The sequence below is a fragment of the Sphingomonas sp. JUb134 genome (assembly GCF_004341505.2).
Lineage (GTDB): Bacteria > Pseudomonadota > Alphaproteobacteria > Sphingomonadales > Sphingomonadaceae > Sphingomonas.
This window is the reverse complement of the sequence record NZ_SLYP02000001.1, coordinates 2,556,929-2,576,508: the sequence shown is the minus strand read 5'-3', so window position 1 is coordinate 2,576,508 and position 19,580 is coordinate 2,556,929. Positions and strand designations below refer to the sequence as shown.

Genomic DNA, 19,580 nt, shown 5'->3' with positions numbered 1-19,580 from the left:
TGAGGTTCGCGGTGGGGGACATGAGTACCGAGACGTCGATGGAGGACATCCTCTCGTCGATCAAACGGATCATCGCCGAGGAAGGCGACGGTCCCGTCTCGCGCGTCCGCAAGCCGGTTCGTACCCCGGTCTATGACGAGGACGACGAGGACGAGGTGCTGGAGCTGAAGGACGCCGTGAGCGATCCGCTGCCCCAGCGTGCCGCCGCCGCTCCGGCTGCCCCGGCTCCGGAACCGGACCCCACGATCCTGTCCGAGCGCGCTGCCGAGGCGAGCCGCGGCGCGCTCGAGGCCCTGTCGCGGATGGTGGTGAAGCCCGAGGCCCCGGGCGCCGACTCGCTCGAAGCCCTGGTGCGCGAGATGCTGCGTCCGATGCTCAGCGACTGGCTCGACGCAAAGCTGCCCGCGATCGTCGAGGCGATGGTCGCGCGCGAGATCGCCCGCATCAGCGGCCGCGAGTAAGCCGCTCCCGTGCGGGCGCGCTTGCGTCCGCGCGGTGGCTGCGCCATGCGCTCGGCCATGACCGAGCTTGCAAAGACCTTCGATCCCGCCGCCATCGAAACGCGCTGGTATGCGCATTGGGAAGAGCAGGGGCTGTTCCGCCCCGAGCGGCCCGGCGCCGAGCCCTGGACGATCGTCAACCCGCCGCCCAACGTTACCGGCAGCCTCCACATCGGCCACGCGCTCGACAACACGCTGCAGGACATTCTGGTCCGCCACGCGCGGTTGCAGGGCAAGGATGCACGCTGGGTCGTCGGCACCGACCACGCCGGCATCGCCACGCAGATGGTCGTCGAGCGCAACCTCGCCAAGGAAGGCGTGAAGCGCACCGATCTCGGCCGCGAGGCGTTCGTCGACAAGGTCTGGGAGTGGAAGGCGGAGAGCGGCGGCGCCATCACCGGCCAGCTGCGGCGCCTGGGCTGCTCGATGGATTGGGCCAACGAGCGCTTCACCATGGACGAGGGCTTTTCGAAGGCCGTCCTCAAGGTCTTCGTCCAGCTGCACCGCGACGGACTGCTTTATCGCGACAAGCGGCTGGTGAACTGGGACCCGCATTTCGGCACCGCGATCAGCGACCTGGAGGTCGAGACGCGCGAAGTGCAGGGCAGCTTCTGGCACCTGCGCTACCCGCTGGCGGACGGATCGGGCGAGATCCGCGTCGCCACGACCCGGCCGGAGACGCTGCTCGCCGACATGGCGGTGGCGGTGCATCCCGAGGACCCGCGCTACACCGCGCTGATCGGAAAGCAGGTGCGGCTGCCGATCACCGGCCGGCTGGTGCCGATCGTGGGCGACGAGCATGCCGATCCGGCGCTGGGCTCGGGCGCGGTCAAGATCACGCCGGGCCACGACTTCAACGACTTCGAGGTCGGCCGCCGCGCCGGCATCGAGGCGCGCGACATGCTCAACATGCTCGATGCGAAGGCGGAGGTCACCCAGACCGCCGACGGGCTGATCCCCTCCGATCTGCTCGGCCTCGACCGGTTCGAGGCGCGCAAGGCGATCGTCGCCCGGCTGAAGGAAGAGGGCTTCCTCGTTCCCCACGTCGACAAGGACGGCAACGAGCACGACGCCGAGCCGCGCACGATCCAGACGCCCTATGGCGACCGTTCGGGCGTGGTGATCGAGCCGTGGCTGACCGACCAATGGTATGTCGACGCCAAGACTCTCGCCCAGCCCGCGATCGAGGCGGTGCGCTCGGGCAAGACCCAGATCGTGCCCAAGAGCTGGGAAAAGACCTATTTCAATTGGATGGAGAACATCCAGCCGTGGTGCGTCTCGCGCCAGCTGTGGTGGGGCCACCGTATCCCGGCGTGGTTTGCCGAAGACGGCCGCGTGTTCGTCGCCGAGACGGAGGAAGCGGCGCAGGCGGAAGCGGGTGAGGGCGTCGCGCTCACCCGCGATCCCGACGTGCTCGACACCTGGTTCTCCTCGGCGCTGTGGCCGTTCGCGACGCTGGGTTGGCCGGAGAACACCGATCCGACGCTCGGCGGGCGCTATTCCAACGACGTGCTGATCTCGGGCTTCGACATCCTGTTCTTCTGGGATGCGCGCATGATGATGCAGGGGCTGCACTTCATGGGCGATGTGCCGTTCCGCAAGCTCTACCTGCACGGGCTGGTACGCGCCGCCGACGGCGCCAAGATGTCCAAGTCCAAGGGCAACACCGTCGATCCGCTCGGCCTGATCGACCGCTATGGCGCGGACGCGCTGCGCTTCTTCATGGCGGCGATGGAAAGCCAGGGCCGCGACATCAAAATGGATGAGAAGCGGGTCGAGGGATACCGCAACTTCGCGACCAAGCTCTGGAACGCGTCGCGCTTCGCTCAGGCGAACGGCATTGGGGCCTCAACCACGCTGGAGCCGCCGGCAGCGACGCTCGCGGTCAACAAGTGGATCGTGGCGGAGGCGGTGGCCTGCGTGCAGGCGGTCGACCTCGCCTTTGCCGACCTGCGCTTCGACGGCGCGGCCAACGCGATCTACCAGTTCGTGTGGAGCCGCTTCTGCGACTGGTATCTCGAGCTCATCAAGCCGGTGTTGCAGGGCGAGGGTGCCGAGGGTGCCGACGAGACCCGTGCGGTCGCGGGCTGGGTGCTCGACCAGATCCTGGTGATGCTCCACCCGTTCATGCCCTTCATCACCGAAGAGCTGTGGCATGCGATGGGCACCCGCTCGAACGACCTGATCGTCGCGCGCTGGCCGATCGCCGACGCCCGCGCGCTCGATCCGGCGGCGAGCCAGGAGATCGACTGGGTGATCCGCCTGGTGAGCGAAGTGCGCGCCGCGCGCACCGAGCTGAACGTGCCGCCGGGTGCCCGCCTGCCGATCCACGTCCGCGATGCCTCGCCGCTGACGGCCGAGCGCTTGGCGGCCCAGGGGAATGTGCTCGCGCGCCTTGCCCGCGTCGATGTGGCGACCGGTGCGGTTCCCGCCGGCGGCGCGTTGCAGATCGTGGTGGACGAGGCGACCTTCGTGCTGCCGCTGGAGGGCGTCGTCGACCTGGAGGCCGAGCGCGCCCGCCTCACCAAGGCGATCGCCGCGGCGGAGAAGGAGCGGGACTCGCTTGCCGCCCGGCTCGACAACCCGAGCTTCGTGGGACGCGCCAAGCCGGAGGCGGTGGAAAAGGCCCGCGCCGACCACGCGGACAAGCAGGCGGAAGCAACCCGCCTCCAGGCGGCACTCGGCCGGCTCGGCTAAAATCCCGCTGCGGGAGCAGGGCCACGGGCGCCAGCGCTCTTGGCCCTGGGCTCCTGCCTTCGCAGGAGCACGGGTTAGTGGAGGGTACGTCTTCCGCCGCTGAAGACTAGAGCTCCTGCGAAGGCAGGAGCCCAGGGCCGCAAGCACCGCACCGGCGGGCTCGACGCCTGCTTCCGTACGCGCGGGCCCGGCAAACAAAAAGGGCGGCCCCTCGGGCCGCCCTTCCCATTACCGCCGGCAGCTGTCGCCCGGACCCGCGTCCAGGTCGAGGCACCGCCCGTCGATCTCCCCCGCCGGCACCGGCAGGTGGATCAGCGCGGCGAGCGTCGGCAGGATGTCGACCGTCTCGACCCCCAGCGGCTGCTCGAACGGGGTCATGCCCTTGCGCCAGAACAGCATCGGCACCCGCCGATCATAGTCCCAGAAGCTGCCGTGCGAGGCGACGGTGGAGCCCACCGGCAGCGGCACCGGCGTGACGCGCGGCTTGAGCGGCACCAGTAGGTCGCCCGAACGCTCCGGATCGAAGGAGGCGCGCGCGCGCTCCAGCAGCGACCAGGTCTGCGGGTCGGTGTGGCCCGGCATCCGCGTCGCCAGCACCTGGGCGCGGGTGAAGACTGTCTCCACCTGCGGATTGGCGGAAAGCCGGGCGATCGCCTCGCGCTCCACCGCGGCGCGCTGCGCTGCGGTCAGCTTGATGTCGTACCAGATGTCGCCGTTCACGCCGCCCAGCAGCACCGGGCCTGCGATCCCGAGCTTCCGGCCGATCTCCTGCCCGATCACCTTCACGTCCAGCGTGCCGCCCTGGCGCGTCGCATCGGGCATGGCGTGGATGGCGTGGCGCTCGGCGATGTCCTGGCCGCCATGGTCGGCGGTCAGCACCACCTGGTAATCGACGCCGGTCGCGTCCAGCACCGCGAAGAAGTCGCCGAGCGAGCGGTCGAGCGACAGCATCTGCAGGCACATCTCGCTGCCTTCGGTGCCGAAGCCGTGGCCGACATAGTCGGTGGCCGAAGCGCCGACCGAGATGATGTCGGTGGTCTCGCCTTGACCGAGCTTCATGTCCTGGATCAGCCCGGCGGCAAGCGCCAGCACGGCCCCGTCGAACTCGGGCGAGCGACGGAAGGCGTTGGTGTCGCCCGCAGCCCGCTCGAAACGGCCGGTGCCGACGGTGCGGGTGCCGACCTGGATCGGCTGCGAACGCGCCTGGCACAACGCCGGCAGTTCAAGCGCCGGCTGGGCCCGGGCGATCTGCGCGGCGACGGCGGCGTTGGCCCGTTGGACCACGGCGGGCATCGTGCGGCCGGCATAGGACACGAAGCCCTTGCCGCCCCACCACCACAGCTCGTCCACCTTGTGGCCGCCCATCATCACGGCCGCTCGATCCTTGCCGGCGACGGAGACGACGCGGGTGGCCGGATTGGCGTTCTTCATCCGCTCGCCCAGCGTCGGCACCTTCAGGTGGCGATCCGAGACCGTATAGTCGTCGGAGTTGCTGCCCGGCACCGTCTCGTCCTCGGCGCAATAGATCTTCTTGTCCGCGCGGGCCGCCTTCTGGTCGTACCAGTCGTTCGCCATGATGCCGGTGCGATAGGGCCGCGAGCCCGTCAGGATCGTGGAGTGGCCGGGGCAGGTCTCGGTCGCGGCATGGCTCTGGTAGCCGGAGGGGAACACCGCACCGTCCAGCAGCCGCGCAAAGCCGCCGGTGAAGCGATTGCGATACTCGGCAAAGAGGTTGGCGGAGAACTGGTCGACCGAGATCGCGACGATCAGCTTGGGGGGCGTGGTCGGCGCCGCAGCGGGGGCCGCTGGCGCCGCGGGGGCTTCCTGCGCGCGCAGCGGTGCCATCGCGGTGCTGCTGAGCAGGCCGGCCGCAATCAGCGACGCGAGCGGACGAACAAGACGCATGAACTAAACTCCTGAGAATGGCAGGGGTGCATCCGGGATGGGACAGGGCTATCCCCGATCGCAGCCGATGCGGCAAGGAAGGTTGATGGCGCGCTTCTGTTTCATGCTTCTGGCGGTGCTGGCGCTGCTCGGCCCGGTGGGCGCCCGCGCGCAGGCGCCGAACCAAGGGCCGCACATCGCCGTCCGGCTGGTCGCCGAGACGGAGACGCCTGCCGCTGGCGATACGGTCACGCTGGCGTTCGATTCCACGCCGCAGCCGGGCTGGCACGGCTATTGGCAGAACCCCGGCGACGCCGGCGTCGCCACCCGGCTCGACTGGGCGCTCCCCGCAGGCATGACGGCGGGGCCGCTGCTCTACCCGGTTCCCCAGCGGCTGACCGTCGCCGGGCTGATGAACTATGTTTATGAGGGGCCGTTCGCCCAGCTCGTGCGGCTGAAGCTGGCGGCGGGACTTGCGCCCGGCACCCGCCTGCCGGTGCGGGTGCGCAGCGACTACCTGGTCTGCACCGAGCAATTGTGCGTTCCCGAACATGCCGATCTCGCCATCGACCTCACCGTGGGCGACGGTCGCATCACGCCGGAGCGTCGCGCCCTGTTCGACCGGTGGCGCGCGGCCCTGCCGCGGCCGCTCGGCTCTCCCGCGCAGTTCGCGGTCGTACAGGAGGGGCAGGCGGCGCGTATCCGCATCGGCATTCCCTTCCCGGCGAGCCAAAGCGCGGCGGACGCCTATTTCTATCCGCTCACGAAGGGTGCGCTTTCCTACAGCGCACCGCAAAGGGTGGCGCGCGACGGCGACCTGCTGGTGATCGAGACCGACGCTGCGGAAGGCGCTACCCCCGAGCGGATCGAAGGCGTGCTGGCGACCGGCACTGGCCAGGCGTTCACCGTCTCCGCCCGACCCGGCACCGTCGCGGAGCCAAGGGGGCACGGCAGCACCATCCTGCTGGCGCTGCTCGGGGCCCTCACCGGTGGCCTGATCCTCAACGTCATGCCCTGCGTCTTCCCGATCCTGAGCCTCAAGGCGCTGCATCTGGCGCGGGCGGGCGGGTCCGAGCGGGGCGCCCGGCAGGAGGCGCTGGCCTATACAGCCGGCGTGCTGGTGACGTGCCTGGCGCTGGGCGGGGCGATGCTGGCCCTGCGCGCCGCGGGTGTCGCTGCCGGCTGGGCGTTCCAGCTCCAGGACCCCCGCGTCATTCTGCTGCTGCTGCTGCTGGTGACCGGCGTGGCGCTCAATCTCGCCGGGCTGTTCACCCTGCCGACGCCGCGGTTTGCCGGCGAGAGCGGGGCCGCCGGCGCGTTCGCCACCGGGGCGCTCGCCGCCTTTGTCGCGACGCCCTGCACCGGTCCGTTCCTGGGGGCGGCGCTCGGCGCTGCGCTGGTGCTGCCGACGCTGGCGGCGCTCGCGGTGTTCGCCGGGCTCGGGTTGGGTCTGGCATTGCCGTTCCTGCTGCTGGGCTTCGTCCCCGCGCTGCGCCGCCGCCTGCCGCGCCCCGGCGCCTGGACGGGGCGGCTCCAGCGCATCCTGTCGCTGCCGATGTTCGCGACCGCGCTCGCGCTCGCCTGGATCCTCGGCCAGCAGGCGGGGGTGGACGGCATGGCCTGGGGCCTCGGCGCCGCGTTGTTGCTCGGCCTCGCGCTGTGGTGGACCGGGCTTCGCCAGGCGAGCGGCCGTCCCCGCGCCGGGTGGCCGATGCTGCCGGCCCTGCTGGTCGCAGGGCTCGCGATCGTGAGCGTCCAGCGCGCGCCCGCTCGTGCCGAGGCCGCCGTCGCCGGCACCGAACCGTTCAGCGAAGCCCGGCTCGCCGAACACCGCGGGACGGGCAAGCCCGTGTTCGCCTATTTCACCGCCGACTGGTGCGTCACCTGCAAGGTCAACGAGAAGACGGCGATCGAGACCGCCCGCGTCCGCGACGCCTTCCGAGCCAAGGGCGTGCAGGTTCTGGTCGGCGACTGGACCGACGGCGATCCGGCGCTCGGCCGCTTCCTGGAGGCGCATGGCCGCGCCGGCGTGCCGCTCTACCTCTGGTACACGCCGGGCGCAGAAGCGCCGAAGGTCCTCCCGCAACTGCTGACGGCGGACATGCTGGCCAGCTTGCCGAACTGAACCAGCCACAGCGGACCAACTAAAACTTACACGGATTAGTCCGCGCCCGACTAGAACGAAGCTTTTCGTCTTGTGCGCCGCACAAACCTGTCCCAGCATGGAACTATATTGCTTGCGGGAGCTTCAGCTAAGTTGATGAAGAGGGCGGCATTCGACGAGATTTGGGGCCATGGCGGACCACAGGCGCCACGGCCGGAACTGGAGGCGCTCGCGCGCTGGATGCGGGAGACGCCGGAGCGCGACCTTGGTCGAAGGCTGCAATCGGCCGAAGCCACCTTCCGCCAGCTGGGCATCACCTTCGCCGTCTATGGCGAGAGTGAAGCGGCGGAGCGCATCATCCCGTTCGATATCGTGCCGCGGGCATTCCTGGCCGACGAATGGGAGCGGCTTTCCCGCGGGCTGATCCAGCGGGTCGAGGCGATCAACGCCTTTCTGAACGACATCTATGGCGAACGCCGCATCCTGAAGGAGAACATCCTTCCGCCCGAGCTGATCTGGGGCAATCCCCAGTTCCGCGCCGAAGTGGTCGGCATCCGCCCGCCGCACGACGTGTGGGCGCACATCTGCGGCATCGACCTGGTGCGCACCGGGCCAGACGAGTTCTGGGTGCTGGAGGACAATGCCCGCACCCCCTCCGGCGTCTCCTACATGCTGGAGAACCGCGAGGCGATGATCCGCCTGTGTCCGGAGCTGTTCCGCCAGATGCGCATTGCGCCGGTCGACAGCTATCCGGACCTGCTGCTGGAGACGATGCGCTCGGTGAGCCCGAACGGCTGCGGGCGCAATCCCGTTTGCGTCGTGCTCACCCCCGGCCACTTCAACTCCGCCTATTACGAGCACAGCTTCCTGGCGGATTCGATGGGCATCGAACTGGTCGAGGCCGCCGACCTGCTGGTCGACGACGACGTGGTCTACATGCAGACCATCGCCGGCCGGGTGAAGGTGGACGTGATCTACCGACGCATCGACGACGACTTCCTCGACCCGCTGGTGTTCCGACCGGATTCGATGCTGGGGGTGCCCGGCATCATGGCTGCATATCGCGCCGGCAACGTCACCCTCATCAACGCGCCGGGCAACGGCATCGCCGACGACAAGGCGATCTACAGCTACATGCCGGAGATCGTGCGCTTCTATTCGGGCGGCGAGCCGCTGCTCCCGAACGTCGAGACCTGGCGCTGCCGCGAGCCGCAGGCGCTGAAGTACGTGCTCGACGATCTCGATCAGCTGGTGGTGAAGCTGGTGGACGGCTCCGGCGGCTACGGCATGCTGGTGGGCCCCACCGCCAGCCGCGCCGAGATCGAGGCGTTCCGCGCCGCGCTCATCGCCGAGCCGCATCGCTATATCGCCCAGCCGACGCTCGCGCTTTCCACCGTGCCGACCATGACCGACAAGGGGCTGAGCCCCCGCCACGTCGACTTCCGCCCCTTTGTTCTCACCGGAAGCCAGGGTGTGAAGGTCGTACCGGGCGGCCTTACCCGCGTCGCGCTCCGGGAAGGATCGCTGGTGGTGAACTCCAGCCAGGGCGGCGGCACCAAGGACAGCTTCGTGCTGCTCCCCGACAACCCCGCACCCGGTGTGAGCCAGCAGCAGCAGGGCCAGGGTGGCATGACCCAGATGCAGGGCGAGGGCTGACGCGATGGCGATGCTTTCCCGCACCGCGGCGTCGCTCTACTGGCTCGGCCGCTATGTCGAGCGCGCCGACTTCATCGCGCGGCTCGTGGAGGCGACGGTCCGCCTCGACGCGCTCTCCGCCCGCCCGGCGGGCGATGCGGCCTGGGCGAGCGCGCTCAGCGTCACCTATACCGAGGATGCGTTCGCCGAGACCGGCCTGCCGGTGACGCAGGCGCATGTCGCCCGCTTCCTCACCTGCGACCGCAGCCACCCGGGTTCGATCCTCTGGTGCCTGGATGTGGCGCGCAACAACGCCAAGGCTGTCCGCACCGCGCTCACCCGCGACGCCTTCTCGGCGATCAACCGCGCCTGGTTGCAGTTCAACACGCCGACCGGCGGCGACGCGCCCGCCGAGGTGCTGAGCCTGGTCGAAGCGATCAAGGCGGAGACGCGCGGCTTCGAGGGCGCCGTTCACCGCATGATGAAGAACGAGGCGACCTGGTTCATCCAGCTGGGCGCCGCGATCGAGCGTGCCGACAACACCGCGCGGCTGATCGACGTGAAGTACCACCTGCTGCTGCCGGAAGGTGAGAAGGTCGGCGGCCCGGTCGATCGCGACCAGTGGACCACCATCCTCCAGACCGTCTCGGCCGTCACCGCCTATCGCTGGCTGTACAACGAAGGGCTGCGGCCGAGCCTGGTGATCGAGCTGCTGCTGTCGCGCGGCGAGGTCCCGCGCAGCCTTGCCGCCTGCGTGGCAGAGACCGTGGAGATGCTCAACCTGCTCGGCAAGCGTGCCGGCTTGCAGGGGGAGGCCGATCGCATGGCGCGCACGCGGCTCGCGCGCATGCAGAAGACGCGCGCGGACGAGGTCATCGTCAGCGGTCTCCATGAGTATCTGACCGCCTTCATCCGGGAGAATGCGATGCTGGACGCCGCGATCGCCCGCCAGTTCCGGTTCATCTGATGCGTATCGAGGTCGAGCACCACAGCCGCTACCGCTTCACCGAGCCGCAGGCGCGGGTGGTACAGTTGCTGCGCATGTTCCCGGACGACACGGTCAACCAGACGGTGGTCGCCTGGCGGATCGACGTGGATTGCGACGCGCGCCTGCGCGAGAGCCGCGACGGCTACGGCAACCTCACGCGCATGCTCTATGCCGAGGGGCCGCTGGAGACGATCGGCATCACCATCTCGGGCGAAGTGCTGCTGAGCGAGACTCCCCGACGCCTCGACGGCGCGGGCGAACCGCTGCCACCCGCCTTTTATCTCCGCACCACGCTGCTGTCGGCGGCGGATGCCGCCATGACCGCATTCGCGCAGGAGGTTGCGGGGAGCGGGTCGGACGACGCGCGCGCGGCCCGGATTGCCGAGGCGCTGCACGGCCGCTTCGCCATCGAACGCCGCCGCGGCGATGGCGTGCTGCCGGCCGCGGACGCCTTTGCCGGGGATCGCGCGAGTCCCCGTGATCTGGCGCAGGTGCTGGTCGGCTGCCTGCGTGCGATCGGCCTGCCGGCGCGCTATGTCTCGGGATACAGCCTCGGCGGCTGCGCCCGCCGCGAGCGTCCGGCGCCGCATGGCTGGGCGGAGGTGTTCCTAGACGGGCAGGGGTGGCAGATGCTTGATCCCACCGTCGGCGGAGCTCCAGGCCTCGACTATGTCCGGGTCGCCGCCGCTCTCGACAGCGCTGGGGCGGCGCCGATCTCCGGTACGCGCATCGGCCATGGCGACGAGGAACTCGACGTGGACGTGGCGATCGGCCTGCTCGGCCGCGAAGGCTGAGCCGGGACGCCCCGCCCGCGGAAGGTCAGGCGAGGACAGCTGCCTCCAGGGGAGCCGCGGGCACGGTTTCCATGTCCTCCAGCCGCGTCCACCCGGCCGGTCCCAATGCCTCGAGCGGGCGGTAGCGGGTCTTGTACGCCATGCGCGCCGACCCTTTCACCCAATAGCCGAGATACACATAGGGGAGGCCCGTCGCCCGCGCGCGCAGGATGTGGTCCAGGATGATGTAGGTGCCCAACCCCGGACGCGACGCATCGTCGGTACGGAAGAAGCTGTAGATCATCGACAGCCCGTCCGCATGCTGGTCTGTGATGCAGGCGCCCACCAGCGGCCCCGGCCGCCCGTCGACGCTCGGCTCGCGATATTCGATGATGTGCGAGTTGACGGGCGTCTGCTCGACCATGTCGGCATAGTCGCTCTCGTCCATCATCGTCATGCCGCCGCCCGGATGCCGTGCGGAGAGATAGCGGCGCAGCAACTGGAACTGCTCGTCGGTGGCCCAGGGCCGGCAGGCGGTGACCACCAGGTCGCTGTAGCGCCGCCGCAGCTTGCGCTGGGTCGCGTTCAGCTGGAACTCGCCTGCGACCACCCGCACCGAAACACATGCGGTGCAGCTACCGCAGCTAGGGCGGTAGGCGACCGACTGGCTGCGGCGAAACCCGATGCGGCCGAGCGCATCGTTGAGTTCGCCCGCATGGGGACCGGTCAGTTCGGTGAATACCTTTCGCTCCTGCCGATCGGGCAGATAGGGGCAGGGCGAGGGACTGGTGACGAAGAAACGCGGAAACCGAAACGGAGCTGTCACCTCTCGACCCTTCCACCGCCGTTCCGCGGATTTGTCCTGAAGCGGGTTTATGGAACGTGCGGCCGCCAGATGCAAAGTCGTTTACCATCAAAACGGCGTCGCAAACTGAAACACGTCGCCGGAGCCGGCAAATCGCTGCGACGCCGCTGGCGTGGTGCCGCGCAAAACCCTATGCGGCGGCCATGAAGATCGCATTCATCGGCATGGGCGTCATGGGCGCCCCGATGGCGGGGCATCTGGTGCGCGCCGGGCACGAGGTCACCGTCTACAATCGCACCCGCGCCAAGGCGGACGCCTGGGCCGAGCAGCACGGCGGCAGCGTCGCCGGCTCCCCTGCCGGGGCAGCCGAGGGCGCGGACGCGGTGCTCGCCTGCGTCGGCAACGATGCGGACCTGGAGCAGGTCACGCTCGGCGCCGATGGCGCCTTTGCCGCGATGCGCCCCGGCGCGCTGTTTGCTGACCACACCACCGTCTCCGCCGCGATCGCACGTCGTCTGGCGAGCGCGGGCGAAGCACGCGGCCTGCTGGTGCTCGATGCGCCCGTATCCGGCGGCCAGGCGGGCGCTGAGAAGGGTGCGCTGTCGATCATGTGCGGCGGCGCGCCCGAGGCGATGACGGCGGCCGAGCCGATCTTCCAGAGCTATGCCGCGCGCATCGTCCATGTCGGGGCTGCGGGCGCGGGGCAGACGACCAAGATGGTCAACCAGATCTGCATCGCCGGCGTGCTGGGCGGCCTGAGCGAGGCGCTGCGCTTTGCCCAGGCGTCCGATCTCGATCTCGCCAAGGTGTTCGACGCCATCTCCGGCGGCGCCGCGCAGAGCTGGCAGATGGTCAACCGCTGGGGGACCATGGCGGAGGACCAGTTCGACTTCGGCTTCGCCATCGACTGGATGCGCAAGGACCTCGGCCTCGCGCTCGAAGAAGCGCGCAGCAACGGCGCGAGCCTGCCGGTCTCGGCCCTGGTCGACCAATGGTATGGCGAGGTGCAGAAGATGGGGGGCGGCCGCCAGGACACGAGCGCATTGGTGCGGAGGCTCGCCAAGTGAGCCTCCCCGTGAAGCGCTGGACCGCGGCGTTCCTCGCCTCGCTGCTCGCCACGGCACCGGCCCATGCCGACGCGCTGGTCGAGAACGTCAACGGTGTCGCCCTCGACGCACGCGGCAATGTCGTGCGTTTTGTCGGCGTGCTGATCGGGCCGAACGGCAAGATCACCAAGCTGCTCAAGAAGGGCGACAAGCGGCCGGAAAAGCTCGACTGGCGCAGCGACATGAAGGGGCGGGTGCTGATCCCCGGCATGATCGACGCGCACGGCCACTTCATGGAACTGGGCTTCCGCGCGCTCCAGCTCGATCTGTCGAAGACCCGCTCGCTGGCGGAGGCGCAGGCAGCGATCGCGCATTACGCCCAGGCGAACAGCAACCGCCCCTGGATCGTCGGGGGCGGCTGGAACCAGGAAGTCTGGGGCCAGGGCTTCCCGACCGCGGCTGACCTCGACGTCGCCTATCGCGACAAGCCGGTGGTGCTCGCCCGCGCCGACGGACACGCCGTGTGGGTCAACTCGGCCGCATTGAAGGCGGCAGGCATCACCGCAAAGACGGTCGCCCCGGCGGGCGGCCGCATCGAGAAGCTGCCGAACGGCCAGCCGAGCGGCGTGCTGGTCGATGCGGCGATGTCGCTGGTCGACAGCCATGTGCCGAAGCCGTCGCCGCGGGAGCGCAACGCCGCGTTCCTCAAGGCGCAGGAACTGCTGCTGTCGAACGGCATCACCGCGACCGCGGACATGGGCACCACCCTCGACGACTGGCTGACCTTCCGCCGCATGGGCGACATCGGCCAGCTGCGCGTGCGCATCATGAGCTATTCGGCCGGCGTCGACGTGGCGCTCCAGGTCGGCGGCAACGCACCGACGCCCTGGCTCTATGCGGACAAGCTGCGCATGGGCGGCATCAAGCTCTATGCCGATGGCGCACTCGGCTCGCGCGGCGCCTGGCTCAAGCGGCCCTATGCCGATGCCGCCAAGGAGACCGGCCTCGGCTTCCTTGCCGACGACCAGCTGCTCAACCTGATGAGCCGCGGCGCGATGGACGGCTTCCAGATCGCGATCCACGCGATCGGGGATCGCGCCAACACCCAGGCGCTCGACGCGATCGAGGAGATCGGCTCGACCTACAAGGACGATCGCCGCTGGCGCATCGAGCATGCGCAGATCGTCGACCCCGTCGACCTGCCGCGCTTCGGCCGGAACGGCATCATCCCCTCGATGCAGCCGGTGCACCAGACGTCGGACCGCCTGATGGTCGAGGCCCGCCTGGGGCCGGACCGGCTCGCCGGCGCCTATGCCTGGGCGAGCCTGCTCAAGCAGAGCGGCCACATCGCCTTCGGCTCCGACTATCCGGTGGAGAACCCGAACCCCTTCGTCGGCTGGGCGGCCGCCTTCACGCGCCAGGATCCGCAGGGCCAGCCGCCCGGTGGGTGGCAGCCGCAGGAAGCGGTCAGCCGGCTGGAGGCGTGGCGCGGCTTCACCAGCGATGCGGCCTATGCGGGCTTTGCCGAAAAGCGCTTCGGCACCCTGGCGCCCGGCATGCGCGCCGACTTCTTGATCGTCGATCGCGACCCGAGCGAAGCGACGCCCGAGGCGCTGCGCGAAACCCGCGTGCTGGAGACCTGGGTCGGCGGTGAAAAAATGTGGAGCGGCTCGGGCTCGTCGCCTCGCTGACCCATCTGCCTTCTCGTGCGTTCGTTGGGGGTAGGGGCGGCGCGCCCCACCCCCCAGCGGGCCAGCGGAGGAGAAGGCATGATCCGGCTGTTTCACGTCAGCGACGTCCATTTCGGCGCGGAGGACCGGGCCGCCGTGGCCTGGTTCGATCGCGCGGTGAAGGCGGAAAAGCCGGACGCGATCATCATGACCGGCGACCTGACGATGCGCGCGCGGTCCCGCGAGTTCGAGCAGGCCTCGGCATGGTTGGAGGGGCTGCAACGGCCGACCACGGTGGAGGTCGGCAACCATGACCTGCCGTACTTCAACCCCTTCGCGCGTTTCCTGATGCCATACCACCGCTACAAGCAGCTCGAACGCGTCATCGAGCAGCCGCTCGACATCCGGGGCATCACCGTGGTGCCGCTCAAGACCACCGCCCGCTTCCAGATGCGGTTCAACTGGTCGAAGGGCTTCGTCGGCAAAAAGGCGCTGCAGGCGTCGCTCGGGCTGCTCGATGCCGTGCCGAAGGGCGACCTGGTGTTCGTGGCGGCCCACCACCCGCTGATCGAGGCGGGCACCCGCTCGACCGGCAAGACGCGCCACGGCCGGGAGGCGCTGGAGGCGCTGGCGGCGGCGGGCGTCGATGCGGTGCTCTCGGGGCACGTCCACGACCCCTTCGACGTGGAGGAGGTCGTCAACGGCCGCACGATCCGCTTGGTGGGCGCGGGAACGCTGTCGGTGCGAACCCGCGACAACCCGCCCTCGTTCAACGAGATCCGCATCCAGGACGGCAAGTTCGAGACGATCGCCCGGCGCATGGGCGAGGCGGACTATACCGTGACCGAGCCGCAAGTCGCCGCCGAGCCGGTGGGCTGAGGCGGCCCACCTCAGCCCACCCGCACTCCGCGGTGCCGGGGACTACTTCGGTCTGCTCACCAAACGCGCGTGCCGATCAGCGTCCCCTTGGTACCGCGATTGACCAGTTCGAAGCGGAAGTTCGGCCAGCGCCGGCGCCAGCGCGCGGCGATCACCCGTTCGCCGGGACGCGCGGCATCGTCGAGCAGCACGGTCCCGCCCACCGGCATCCGCTTGAACAGCGTCTCCGCGGCACCCCGCACATAGGGGTGGATCGTCCAGGGCGGGCCGTCGATCAGCAGCAGGTCGATCCGGTCCGGCACCGGGCTGGTGTCGTACCAGACGCCATGCCAGTCCTTGGGGGCGGGGCGCAGCGGTACGGCGTGCAGCGCCGCGTCCACCCCATGGTCGTGCAGCCAGCCGAGCGTCGCGCGCACGAAATCGGCATGCTGGTCCAGGCTGGTGAGACGGCCGCCGCCGTGAAGCTGCAAGGCCTTTGCCGTCACCAGGCTCGACGCACCCGAGCCGAGCTCGACGACGCTTTGCGGATGCGTCGACTTGATGTGGTCGACGATCAGCGAGAGATAGCCGGTATCCGCCTTCCAGCTGCCCAGGTTGGGCAGCGCGTCGGGGGCGAGCTCGAGGTCCGCGAGCAGCGCGGCCTTGGCCGCATCGGATCCGCCGGACAGGCTGCGCAGCAGCCACGGCCACTGGATCAGCGCGAAGCCGATCGTCTTCAGCGTCTCCAGCACCGTCCGGTTGAGATCGTCCTGCCATCCATCGGCATGGGCGAGCGGCAGGAAGGATGTCGTCTCGCGGGAAGTCATGCGGTGCGGCTCCGGGCCGGCAGGCGCCGGAGAAGGGGCGGGATCGTCAGGGTCGGCACACGGGTCCTTTCACGCGACTGGCGGCGGGCTGCTACCACCCGATCATGACCGGGCAAATAAAAAGGGCGGCCCCGCACGGGGACCGCCCTTCCAAATGCGATGAGCTGTCGCTTAGCGCTTCGAGAACTGGAAGCTGCGACGGGCCTTCGCCTTGCCGTACTTCTTACGCTCGACGGCGCGGCTGTCGCGGGTCAGGAACCCGGCGGCCTTGATCGGCGCGCGCAGCACCGGCTCGTAGCGGGTGATCGCCTGGCTGATGCCATGCTTCACAGCACCGGCCTGGCCGGACAGACCGCCGCCCTTGACGGTGCAGATCACGTCATACTGACCTTCACGCTCGGCAACGCCGAACGGCTGGTTGATGACGAGACGCAGCGTCGGACGCGCGAAATAGACTTCCTGGTCACGACCGTTGATCGTGATCTTGCCCGAACCCGGCTTCAGCCAGACGCGAGCAACCGCGTCCTTGCGGCGGCCGGTGGCATAGGCGCGACCGTACTTGTCGATCTCCTGCGCGCGCAGCGGCGTGGTCGGCAGGGCCGGAGCCTCGGGTGCAGTCGCGTCGGGGGCCGGAGCCGCGGCGGGAGCGGCGTCCTGCTGCTGCGGAGCGGCCGGGGCCTGCTGCGTCAGGCTGGCCAGGTCGGAAAGGGACTGGCGATTGTCAGACATCAGGCGCCCACCTTGTTCTTGCGGTTCATGCCCGCGATATCGAGGACTTCGGGGTTCTGGGCCTCGTGCGGGTGCTCGGTGCCCTTGTAGATGCGCAGGTTGCGCATCTGCTGGCGGCCGAGCGGGCCGCGCGGGATCATGCGCTCGACCGCCTTCTCCAGGATGCGCTCCGGGAAACGACCCTCGAGGATCTTGTCCGCGCGCACTTCCTTAAGACCACCAGCATAGCCGGTGTGCTTGTAGTAGAGCTTCTGCGTCAGCTTGCGGCCGGTGAACCGCACCTTGTCCGCGTTGATGACGACGACGTTGTCGCCGCAATCGACGTGCGGGGTGAAGCTCGTCTTGTGCTTGCCACGCAGAACATTGGCGATGATCGTCGCCGCGCGACCGACCACCAGGCCTTCGGCATCGACGATATGCCACTTCTTCTCCACCTCGTGCGGCTTGGCCGACTTGGTGGTCTTCATCAGCGCCTTCATAGGCTTGAGACCTCTTTGCTGGGTCGTTGCACCATGCAACACGCCGCCACCGATTCCAGGAGCGGCGCGAACGAGGGGCCGAATGCGCGAGGGGCTGCGCAAAGTCAAGCAAACCGCGGCTTTGCTGACGGGTATTATAATACCAGCAGGCGTGGCTCAGCCGGTTTCGCGCGCTACCCAGTCAACCACCGCGGCGGACGCCTCCGCGCTCCACCACTCGATCGCCGGCAGGTCGTAGCCGTGGAGGGTGGCGATCCGGGCGGCGAGCGTTTCCACCAGGTCCGGCCGCGTCTTGAACAGCGCCGGCACCTCGGACGCCGTCTCGACCGCGCCCTGCCAGCGATAGATCGACGTGCAGGGCGCGAGCAGGTTCGCGCAGGCCGCGAGCCGTTCCTCGACCACCGCCCGGCCGATCCGCTCCGCCTCGGCGGCATCGGCGAAGGTCGCCTGGAGCAGCGCGATCCGGCTCATGCGCGCCAAGGGCGTCGGCCGATCGCATGCGCGCCCCAGGCGACGCTTGCCACCAGCAGCGCGCCGACGAGCTGGTGGAGGGCGGCGAGGGGGATGTTCACGCTCGTCATCACGGTCGCGATGCCGAGCAGGATCTGGACGCCGAACGCGCTGTGGATCGCGATCGAGGCGCGGCGGTCGCCCGCGCGCCGGGCGAGCCGCGCCAGCACCACTAGCGCCGCCACCGTCACCCATGCCCACCAGCGATGCACGAAGTGGATCAGGAACGGGTCGTTGAGCAGCGCGTCGCCCAGGCTGCGATGCTGCAGCACGCCTTCGGGGAAGAAGCGGCCGTTCATCAGCGGCCACTCGTTGGTGACCAGGCCGGCGTTCAGCCCGGCGGTAAAGGCGCCGAACACCAGCTGCACGAACAGCACCAGCCCGACCAGCAGCCCGGCGCCGGTCAGCCGTGCCGGCCGCGCGCCCGGATCGCGCGCCAGGTTGCGCAGGTCGAGCGCGGTCCACACCAGCCCGGCCAGGATGAAGAGCGCGGTCAGCAGGTGAGTCGCCAGGCGGAAGTGACTGACGTCGGTCCGCTCGACGAGGCCCGAAGCGACCATCCACCAGCCGATCGCACCCTGCAGCCCGCCCAGCGCCAGCAGCGCCACCAGCCGCCAGCCATAGCCGCGCGGGATCGCGCGCCGCACGGCGAACCACAGCAGCGGCAGGGCAAAGGCGACGCCGATCAGCCGCCCGAGGAGCCGATGGAGATATTCCCAGAAGAAGATCGCCTGGAAGCCGGCCAGCGTCATGCCCTGGTTGAGCTGCTGATATTCCGGGATGCGCTTGTAGTTGTCGAACTCGGCCTGCCACTGCTCGGCGTTCAGCGGCGGGACGATGCCGGTCAGCGGCTTCCACTCGGTGATCGACAATCCCGACTCGGTCAGGCGGGTGATGCCGCCCACCACCACCATGACGACGATCAGTCCGGCGACGGCGAGCAGCCAGGTGGCGATCGCGGCAGGGCGGGAAGGGCGGGCGGTGGGCGCCACGACGTCGGGCGCGATCGAGGGGCTGTGTGCCATGCGCCTGCTCTACGCCCACCGGCCGTGCGCGTCGATGCCGCGGCCACGCCGGTCGCAGCGGAAAAAATCAAAATGTGATGTTGTAACGTGTGTCGGGCAGGACTATCTGCATCGTCCATGGCCAGCAGCAGCATCCCCTTGCGGCGCGACGGTGTGCTCGATCGGTTCGCGATCGGGCTTTCCGGTCTGTGCGTCGTGCACTGCCTGGCGAGCGCGCTGTTCCTGGGGATCTTCGCCTCGGCCGCCGGCGCGTTGATGAACCCCTTGTTCCACGAAGTGGGCCTGGCGCTCGCGATCGGTTTTGGCGCGCTGGCGCTCGGCCGCGGCATGATGACGCACGGCTATATGATGCCGGCGGCCATCGGCGGCCTCGGCCTCGGCGTCATGATGGGCGCGCTCCACCTGCCGCATGGCGGCGGGGAGACCTTCTGGACGATCATCGGCGTCGGCCTGCTGGCGCTGGGGCACGACCTGAACCGCCGCGCGATCGCCTGACCGGCAGGCGGCTTGCCGCGGCCCCGGCGGAGGCTTATCTCATCGCCATGCACGCGCACGACCATCATGAACATTCGGGCGAGGCGCTTTCGCGCGTCGCGGAAGCCACTCTGGTTCGCTCGGGCGAGCAGTGGACGGCCATGCGCGCGCGCATCTTCTCGGTCCTGGCGGGCTTCGAAAAGCCGGCCTCGGCCTATGACATCGCCGATGCGGTGTCGCAGGCGGAGGGACGCCGCGTCGCCCCGAACAGCGTCTATCGCATCCTGGACCTGTTCGTGAACGCGAACCTCGCGCGGCGGGTCGAGAGCGCCAACGCCTATGTCGCCAACGCGCATCCCGATTGCCTGCACGACTGCATCTTCCTGGTGTGCGACAGCTGCGGCCAGACCACGCACATCGACGACGACAGCATCACCCGCACCGTGCGCTCCGCGGCAAGCGGCGCGGGCTTTGCGCCCACGCGTCCGGTGATCGAGGTTCGGGGCAAGTGCGCGGACTGCCGCTAGGCCGCCGACCTTCCGTTTCGGGCAATCGACACTGCGCGCGGGTCGCGCT

At 69.3% G+C, this 19,580-nt stretch carries 18 protein-coding genes; 11 read left to right on the top strand and 7 right to left on the bottom strand.

Annotation, left to right across the window (positions count from 1 at the left end; genetic code table 11):
* Nucleotides 1-20: 20 nt before the first annotated feature.
* Both EDF69_RS11910 and EDF69_RS11905 read left to right on the top strand, forming a co-directional pair.
* The gene (locus EDF69_RS11910) at nt 21-461 is read left to right on the top strand and encodes a DUF2497 domain-containing protein (protein WP_239555453.1); all 441 of its coding nucleotides are present in this window, start codon (nt 21-23) and stop codon (nt 459-461) included.
* 57 nt (nt 462-518) lie between these two features.
* On the top strand, nt 519-3,197 hold the full coding sequence (locus EDF69_RS11905; protein ID WP_132881899.1) for a valine--tRNA ligase: 2,679 nt from the start codon (nt 519-521) through the stop codon (nt 3,195-3,197).
* A 228-nt stretch (nt 3,198-3,425) separates the two neighbouring features.
* On the opposite strand, the gene EDF69_RS11900 is transcribed toward EDF69_RS11905, so the two are convergent.
* Nucleotides 3,426-5,102: an alkaline phosphatase family protein gene (locus tag EDF69_RS11900; RefSeq protein ID WP_132881900.1), complete on the bottom strand. Its 1,677-nt coding sequence runs from the start codon at nt 5,100-5,102 to the stop codon at nt 3,426-3,428.
* Nucleotides 5,103-5,187: 85 nt separating this feature from the next.
* Between EDF69_RS11900 and EDF69_RS11895 the strand changes: the two genes are divergently transcribed.
* The 4 genes from EDF69_RS11895 to EDF69_RS11880 all read left to right on the top strand — a co-directional run bounded on the left by EDF69_RS11895 (nt 5,188) and on the right by EDF69_RS11880 (nt 10,602).
* On the top strand, nt 5,188-7,206 hold the full coding sequence (locus EDF69_RS11895; RefSeq protein ID WP_132881901.1) for a protein-disulfide reductase DsbD family protein: 2,019 nt from the start codon (nt 5,188-5,190) through the stop codon (nt 7,204-7,206).
* A 135-nt stretch (nt 7,207-7,341) separates the two neighbouring features.
* Nucleotides 7,342-8,841, top strand: coding sequence for a circularly permuted type 2 ATP-grasp protein (locus EDF69_RS11890; protein WP_132881902.1), 1,500 nt, complete (start codon nt 7,342-7,344; stop codon nt 8,839-8,841).
* Between the two features lie 10 nt (nt 8,842-8,851).
* Entirely contained in the window at nt 8,852-9,787 is a 936-nt protein-coding gene (locus EDF69_RS11885) for an alpha-E domain-containing protein (protein ID WP_204991449.1), read from the top strand.
* Complete coding sequence (locus EDF69_RS11880; protein WP_132881904.1) at nt 9,787-10,602, top strand: transglutaminase family protein; 816 nt, start codon at nt 9,787-9,789, stop codon at nt 10,600-10,602. Before EDF69_RS11885 ends, EDF69_RS11880 begins: the two co-directional genes overlap by 1 nt.
* A gap of 25 nt (nt 10,603-10,627) precedes the next feature.
* Here the strand turns inward: EDF69_RS11880 and EDF69_RS11875 are convergent, their stop codons facing one another.
* On the bottom strand, nt 10,628-11,407 hold the full coding sequence (locus EDF69_RS11875; RefSeq protein ID WP_132881905.1) for an arginyltransferase: 780 nt from the start codon (nt 11,405-11,407) through the stop codon (nt 10,628-10,630).
* 182 nt (nt 11,408-11,589) lie between these two features.
* Here EDF69_RS11875 and EDF69_RS11870 point away from each other — a divergent pair, with 182 nt between their 5' ends.
* The 3 genes from EDF69_RS11870 (at nt 11,590) to EDF69_RS11860 (ending at nt 14,981) form a co-directional block, all read left to right on the top strand.
* On the top strand, nt 11,590-12,453 hold the full coding sequence (locus EDF69_RS11870) for an NAD(P)-dependent oxidoreductase (RefSeq protein ID WP_132881906.1): 864 nt from the start codon (nt 11,590-11,592) through the stop codon (nt 12,451-12,453).
* 8 nt (nt 12,454-12,461) lie between these two features.
* Nucleotides 12,462-14,123: an amidohydrolase gene (locus tag EDF69_RS11865; RefSeq protein ID WP_339538399.1), complete on the top strand. Its 1,662-nt coding sequence runs from the start codon at nt 12,462-12,464 to the stop codon at nt 14,121-14,123.
* A 78-nt stretch (nt 14,124-14,201) separates the two neighbouring features.
* A complete protein-coding gene (locus EDF69_RS11860; protein ID WP_132881908.1) occupies nt 14,202-14,981 on the top strand; it encodes a metallophosphoesterase family protein in 780 nt (259 codons plus the stop codon).
* Nucleotides 14,982-15,037: 56 nt separating this feature from the next.
* Here the strand turns inward: EDF69_RS11860 and EDF69_RS11855 are convergent, their stop codons facing one another.
* The 5 genes from EDF69_RS11855 to EDF69_RS11835 form a co-directional block, all read right to left on the bottom strand.
* Nucleotides 15,038-15,787: a class I SAM-dependent methyltransferase gene (locus EDF69_RS11855; protein WP_125960264.1), complete on the bottom strand. Its 750-nt coding sequence runs from the start codon at nt 15,785-15,787 to the stop codon at nt 15,038-15,040.
* Nucleotides 15,788-15,958: 171 nt separating this feature from the next.
* Nucleotides 15,959-16,516, bottom strand: a complete 558-nt coding sequence (rpsI, locus tag EDF69_RS11850; protein WP_132881909.1) for a 30S ribosomal protein S9 — start codon at nt 16,514-16,516, stop codon at nt 15,959-15,961.
* The gene (rplM, locus tag EDF69_RS11845) at nt 16,516-16,995 is read right to left on the bottom strand and encodes a 50S ribosomal protein L13 (protein ID WP_125960262.1); all 480 of its coding nucleotides are present in this window, start codon (nt 16,993-16,995) and stop codon (nt 16,516-16,518) included. The genes rpsI and rplM overlap by 1 nt, the downstream gene beginning before the upstream one ends.
* A 156-nt stretch (nt 16,996-17,151) precedes the next feature.
* The gene (cutA, locus tag EDF69_RS11840; RefSeq protein ID WP_132881910.1) at nt 17,152-17,466 is read right to left on the bottom strand and encodes a divalent-cation tolerance protein CutA; all 315 of its coding nucleotides are present in this window, start codon (nt 17,464-17,466) and stop codon (nt 17,152-17,154) included.
* A complete protein-coding gene (locus EDF69_RS11835) occupies nt 17,463-18,530 on the bottom strand; it encodes a COX15/CtaA family protein (protein ID WP_132881911.1) in 1,068 nt (355 codons plus the stop codon). Before EDF69_RS11835 ends, cutA begins: the two co-directional genes overlap by 4 nt.
* A gap of 117 nt (nt 18,531-18,647) precedes the next feature.
* Between EDF69_RS11835 and EDF69_RS11830 the strand changes: the two genes are divergently transcribed.
* Together EDF69_RS11830 and EDF69_RS11825 are read left to right on the top strand one after the other, a co-directional pair.
* The gene (locus tag EDF69_RS11830; protein ID WP_132881912.1) at nt 18,648-19,025 is read left to right on the top strand and encodes a MerC domain-containing protein; all 378 of its coding nucleotides are present in this window, start codon (nt 18,648-18,650) and stop codon (nt 19,023-19,025) included.
* Nucleotides 19,026-19,072: 47 nt separating this feature from the next.
* Nucleotides 19,073-19,531, top strand: coding sequence for a Fur family transcriptional regulator (locus tag EDF69_RS11825; protein WP_125960134.1), 459 nt, complete (start codon nt 19,073-19,075; stop codon nt 19,529-19,531).
* The last annotated feature ends 49 nt before the right edge of the window (nt 19,532-19,580 follow it).

Bases quoted from the DNA above. Each gene is read 5' to 3' on its own strand.
- EDF69_RS11910 (WP_239555453.1), top strand. From the start codon at position 21: ATGAGTACCGAGACGTCGATGGAGGACATCCTCTCGTCGATCAAACGG.
- EDF69_RS11905 (WP_132881899.1), top strand. From the start codon at position 519: ATGACCGAGCTTGCAAAGACCTTCGATCCCGCCGCCATCGAAACGCGC.
- EDF69_RS11900 (WP_132881900.1), bottom strand. From the start codon at position 5,102: ATGCGTCTTGTTCGTCCGCTCGCGTCGCTGATTGCGGCCGGCCTGCTC.
- EDF69_RS11895 (WP_132881901.1), top strand. From the start codon at position 5,188: ATGGCGCGCTTCTGTTTCATGCTTCTGGCGGTGCTGGCGCTGCTCGGC.
- EDF69_RS11890 (WP_132881902.1), top strand. From the start codon at position 7,342: ATGAAGAGGGCGGCATTCGACGAGATTTGGGGCCATGGCGGACCACAG.
- EDF69_RS11885 (WP_204991449.1), top strand. From the start codon at position 8,852: ATGCTTTCCCGCACCGCGGCGTCGCTCTACTGGCTCGGCCGCTATGTC.
- EDF69_RS11880 (WP_132881904.1), top strand. From the start codon at position 9,787: ATGCGTATCGAGGTCGAGCACCACAGCCGCTACCGCTTCACCGAGCCG.
- EDF69_RS11870 (WP_132881906.1), top strand. From the start codon at position 11,590: ATGAAGATCGCATTCATCGGCATGGGCGTCATGGGCGCCCCGATGGCG.
- EDF69_RS11860 (WP_132881908.1), top strand. From the start codon at position 14,202: ATGATCCGGCTGTTTCACGTCAGCGACGTCCATTTCGGCGCGGAGGAC.
- EDF69_RS11855 (WP_125960264.1), bottom strand. From the start codon at position 15,787: ATGACTTCCCGCGAGACGACATCCTTCCTGCCGCTCGCCCATGCCGAT.
- rpsI (WP_132881909.1), bottom strand. From the start codon at position 16,516: ATGTCTGACAATCGCCAGTCCCTTTCCGACCTGGCCAGCCTGACGCAG.
- rplM (WP_125960262.1), bottom strand. From the start codon at position 16,995: ATGAAGGCGCTGATGAAGACCACCAAGTCGGCCAAGCCGCACGAGGTG.
- cutA (WP_132881910.1), bottom strand. From the start codon at position 17,466: ATGAGCCGGATCGCGCTGCTCCAGGCGACCTTCGCCGATGCCGCCGAG.
- EDF69_RS11835 (WP_132881911.1), bottom strand. From the start codon at position 18,530: ATGGCACACAGCCCCTCGATCGCGCCCGACGTCGTGGCGCCCACCGCC.
- EDF69_RS11830 (WP_132881912.1), top strand. From the start codon at position 18,648: ATGGCCAGCAGCAGCATCCCCTTGCGGCGCGACGGTGTGCTCGATCGG.
- EDF69_RS11825 (WP_125960134.1), top strand. From the start codon at position 19,073: ATGCACGCGCACGACCATCATGAACATTCGGGCGAGGCGCTTTCGCGC.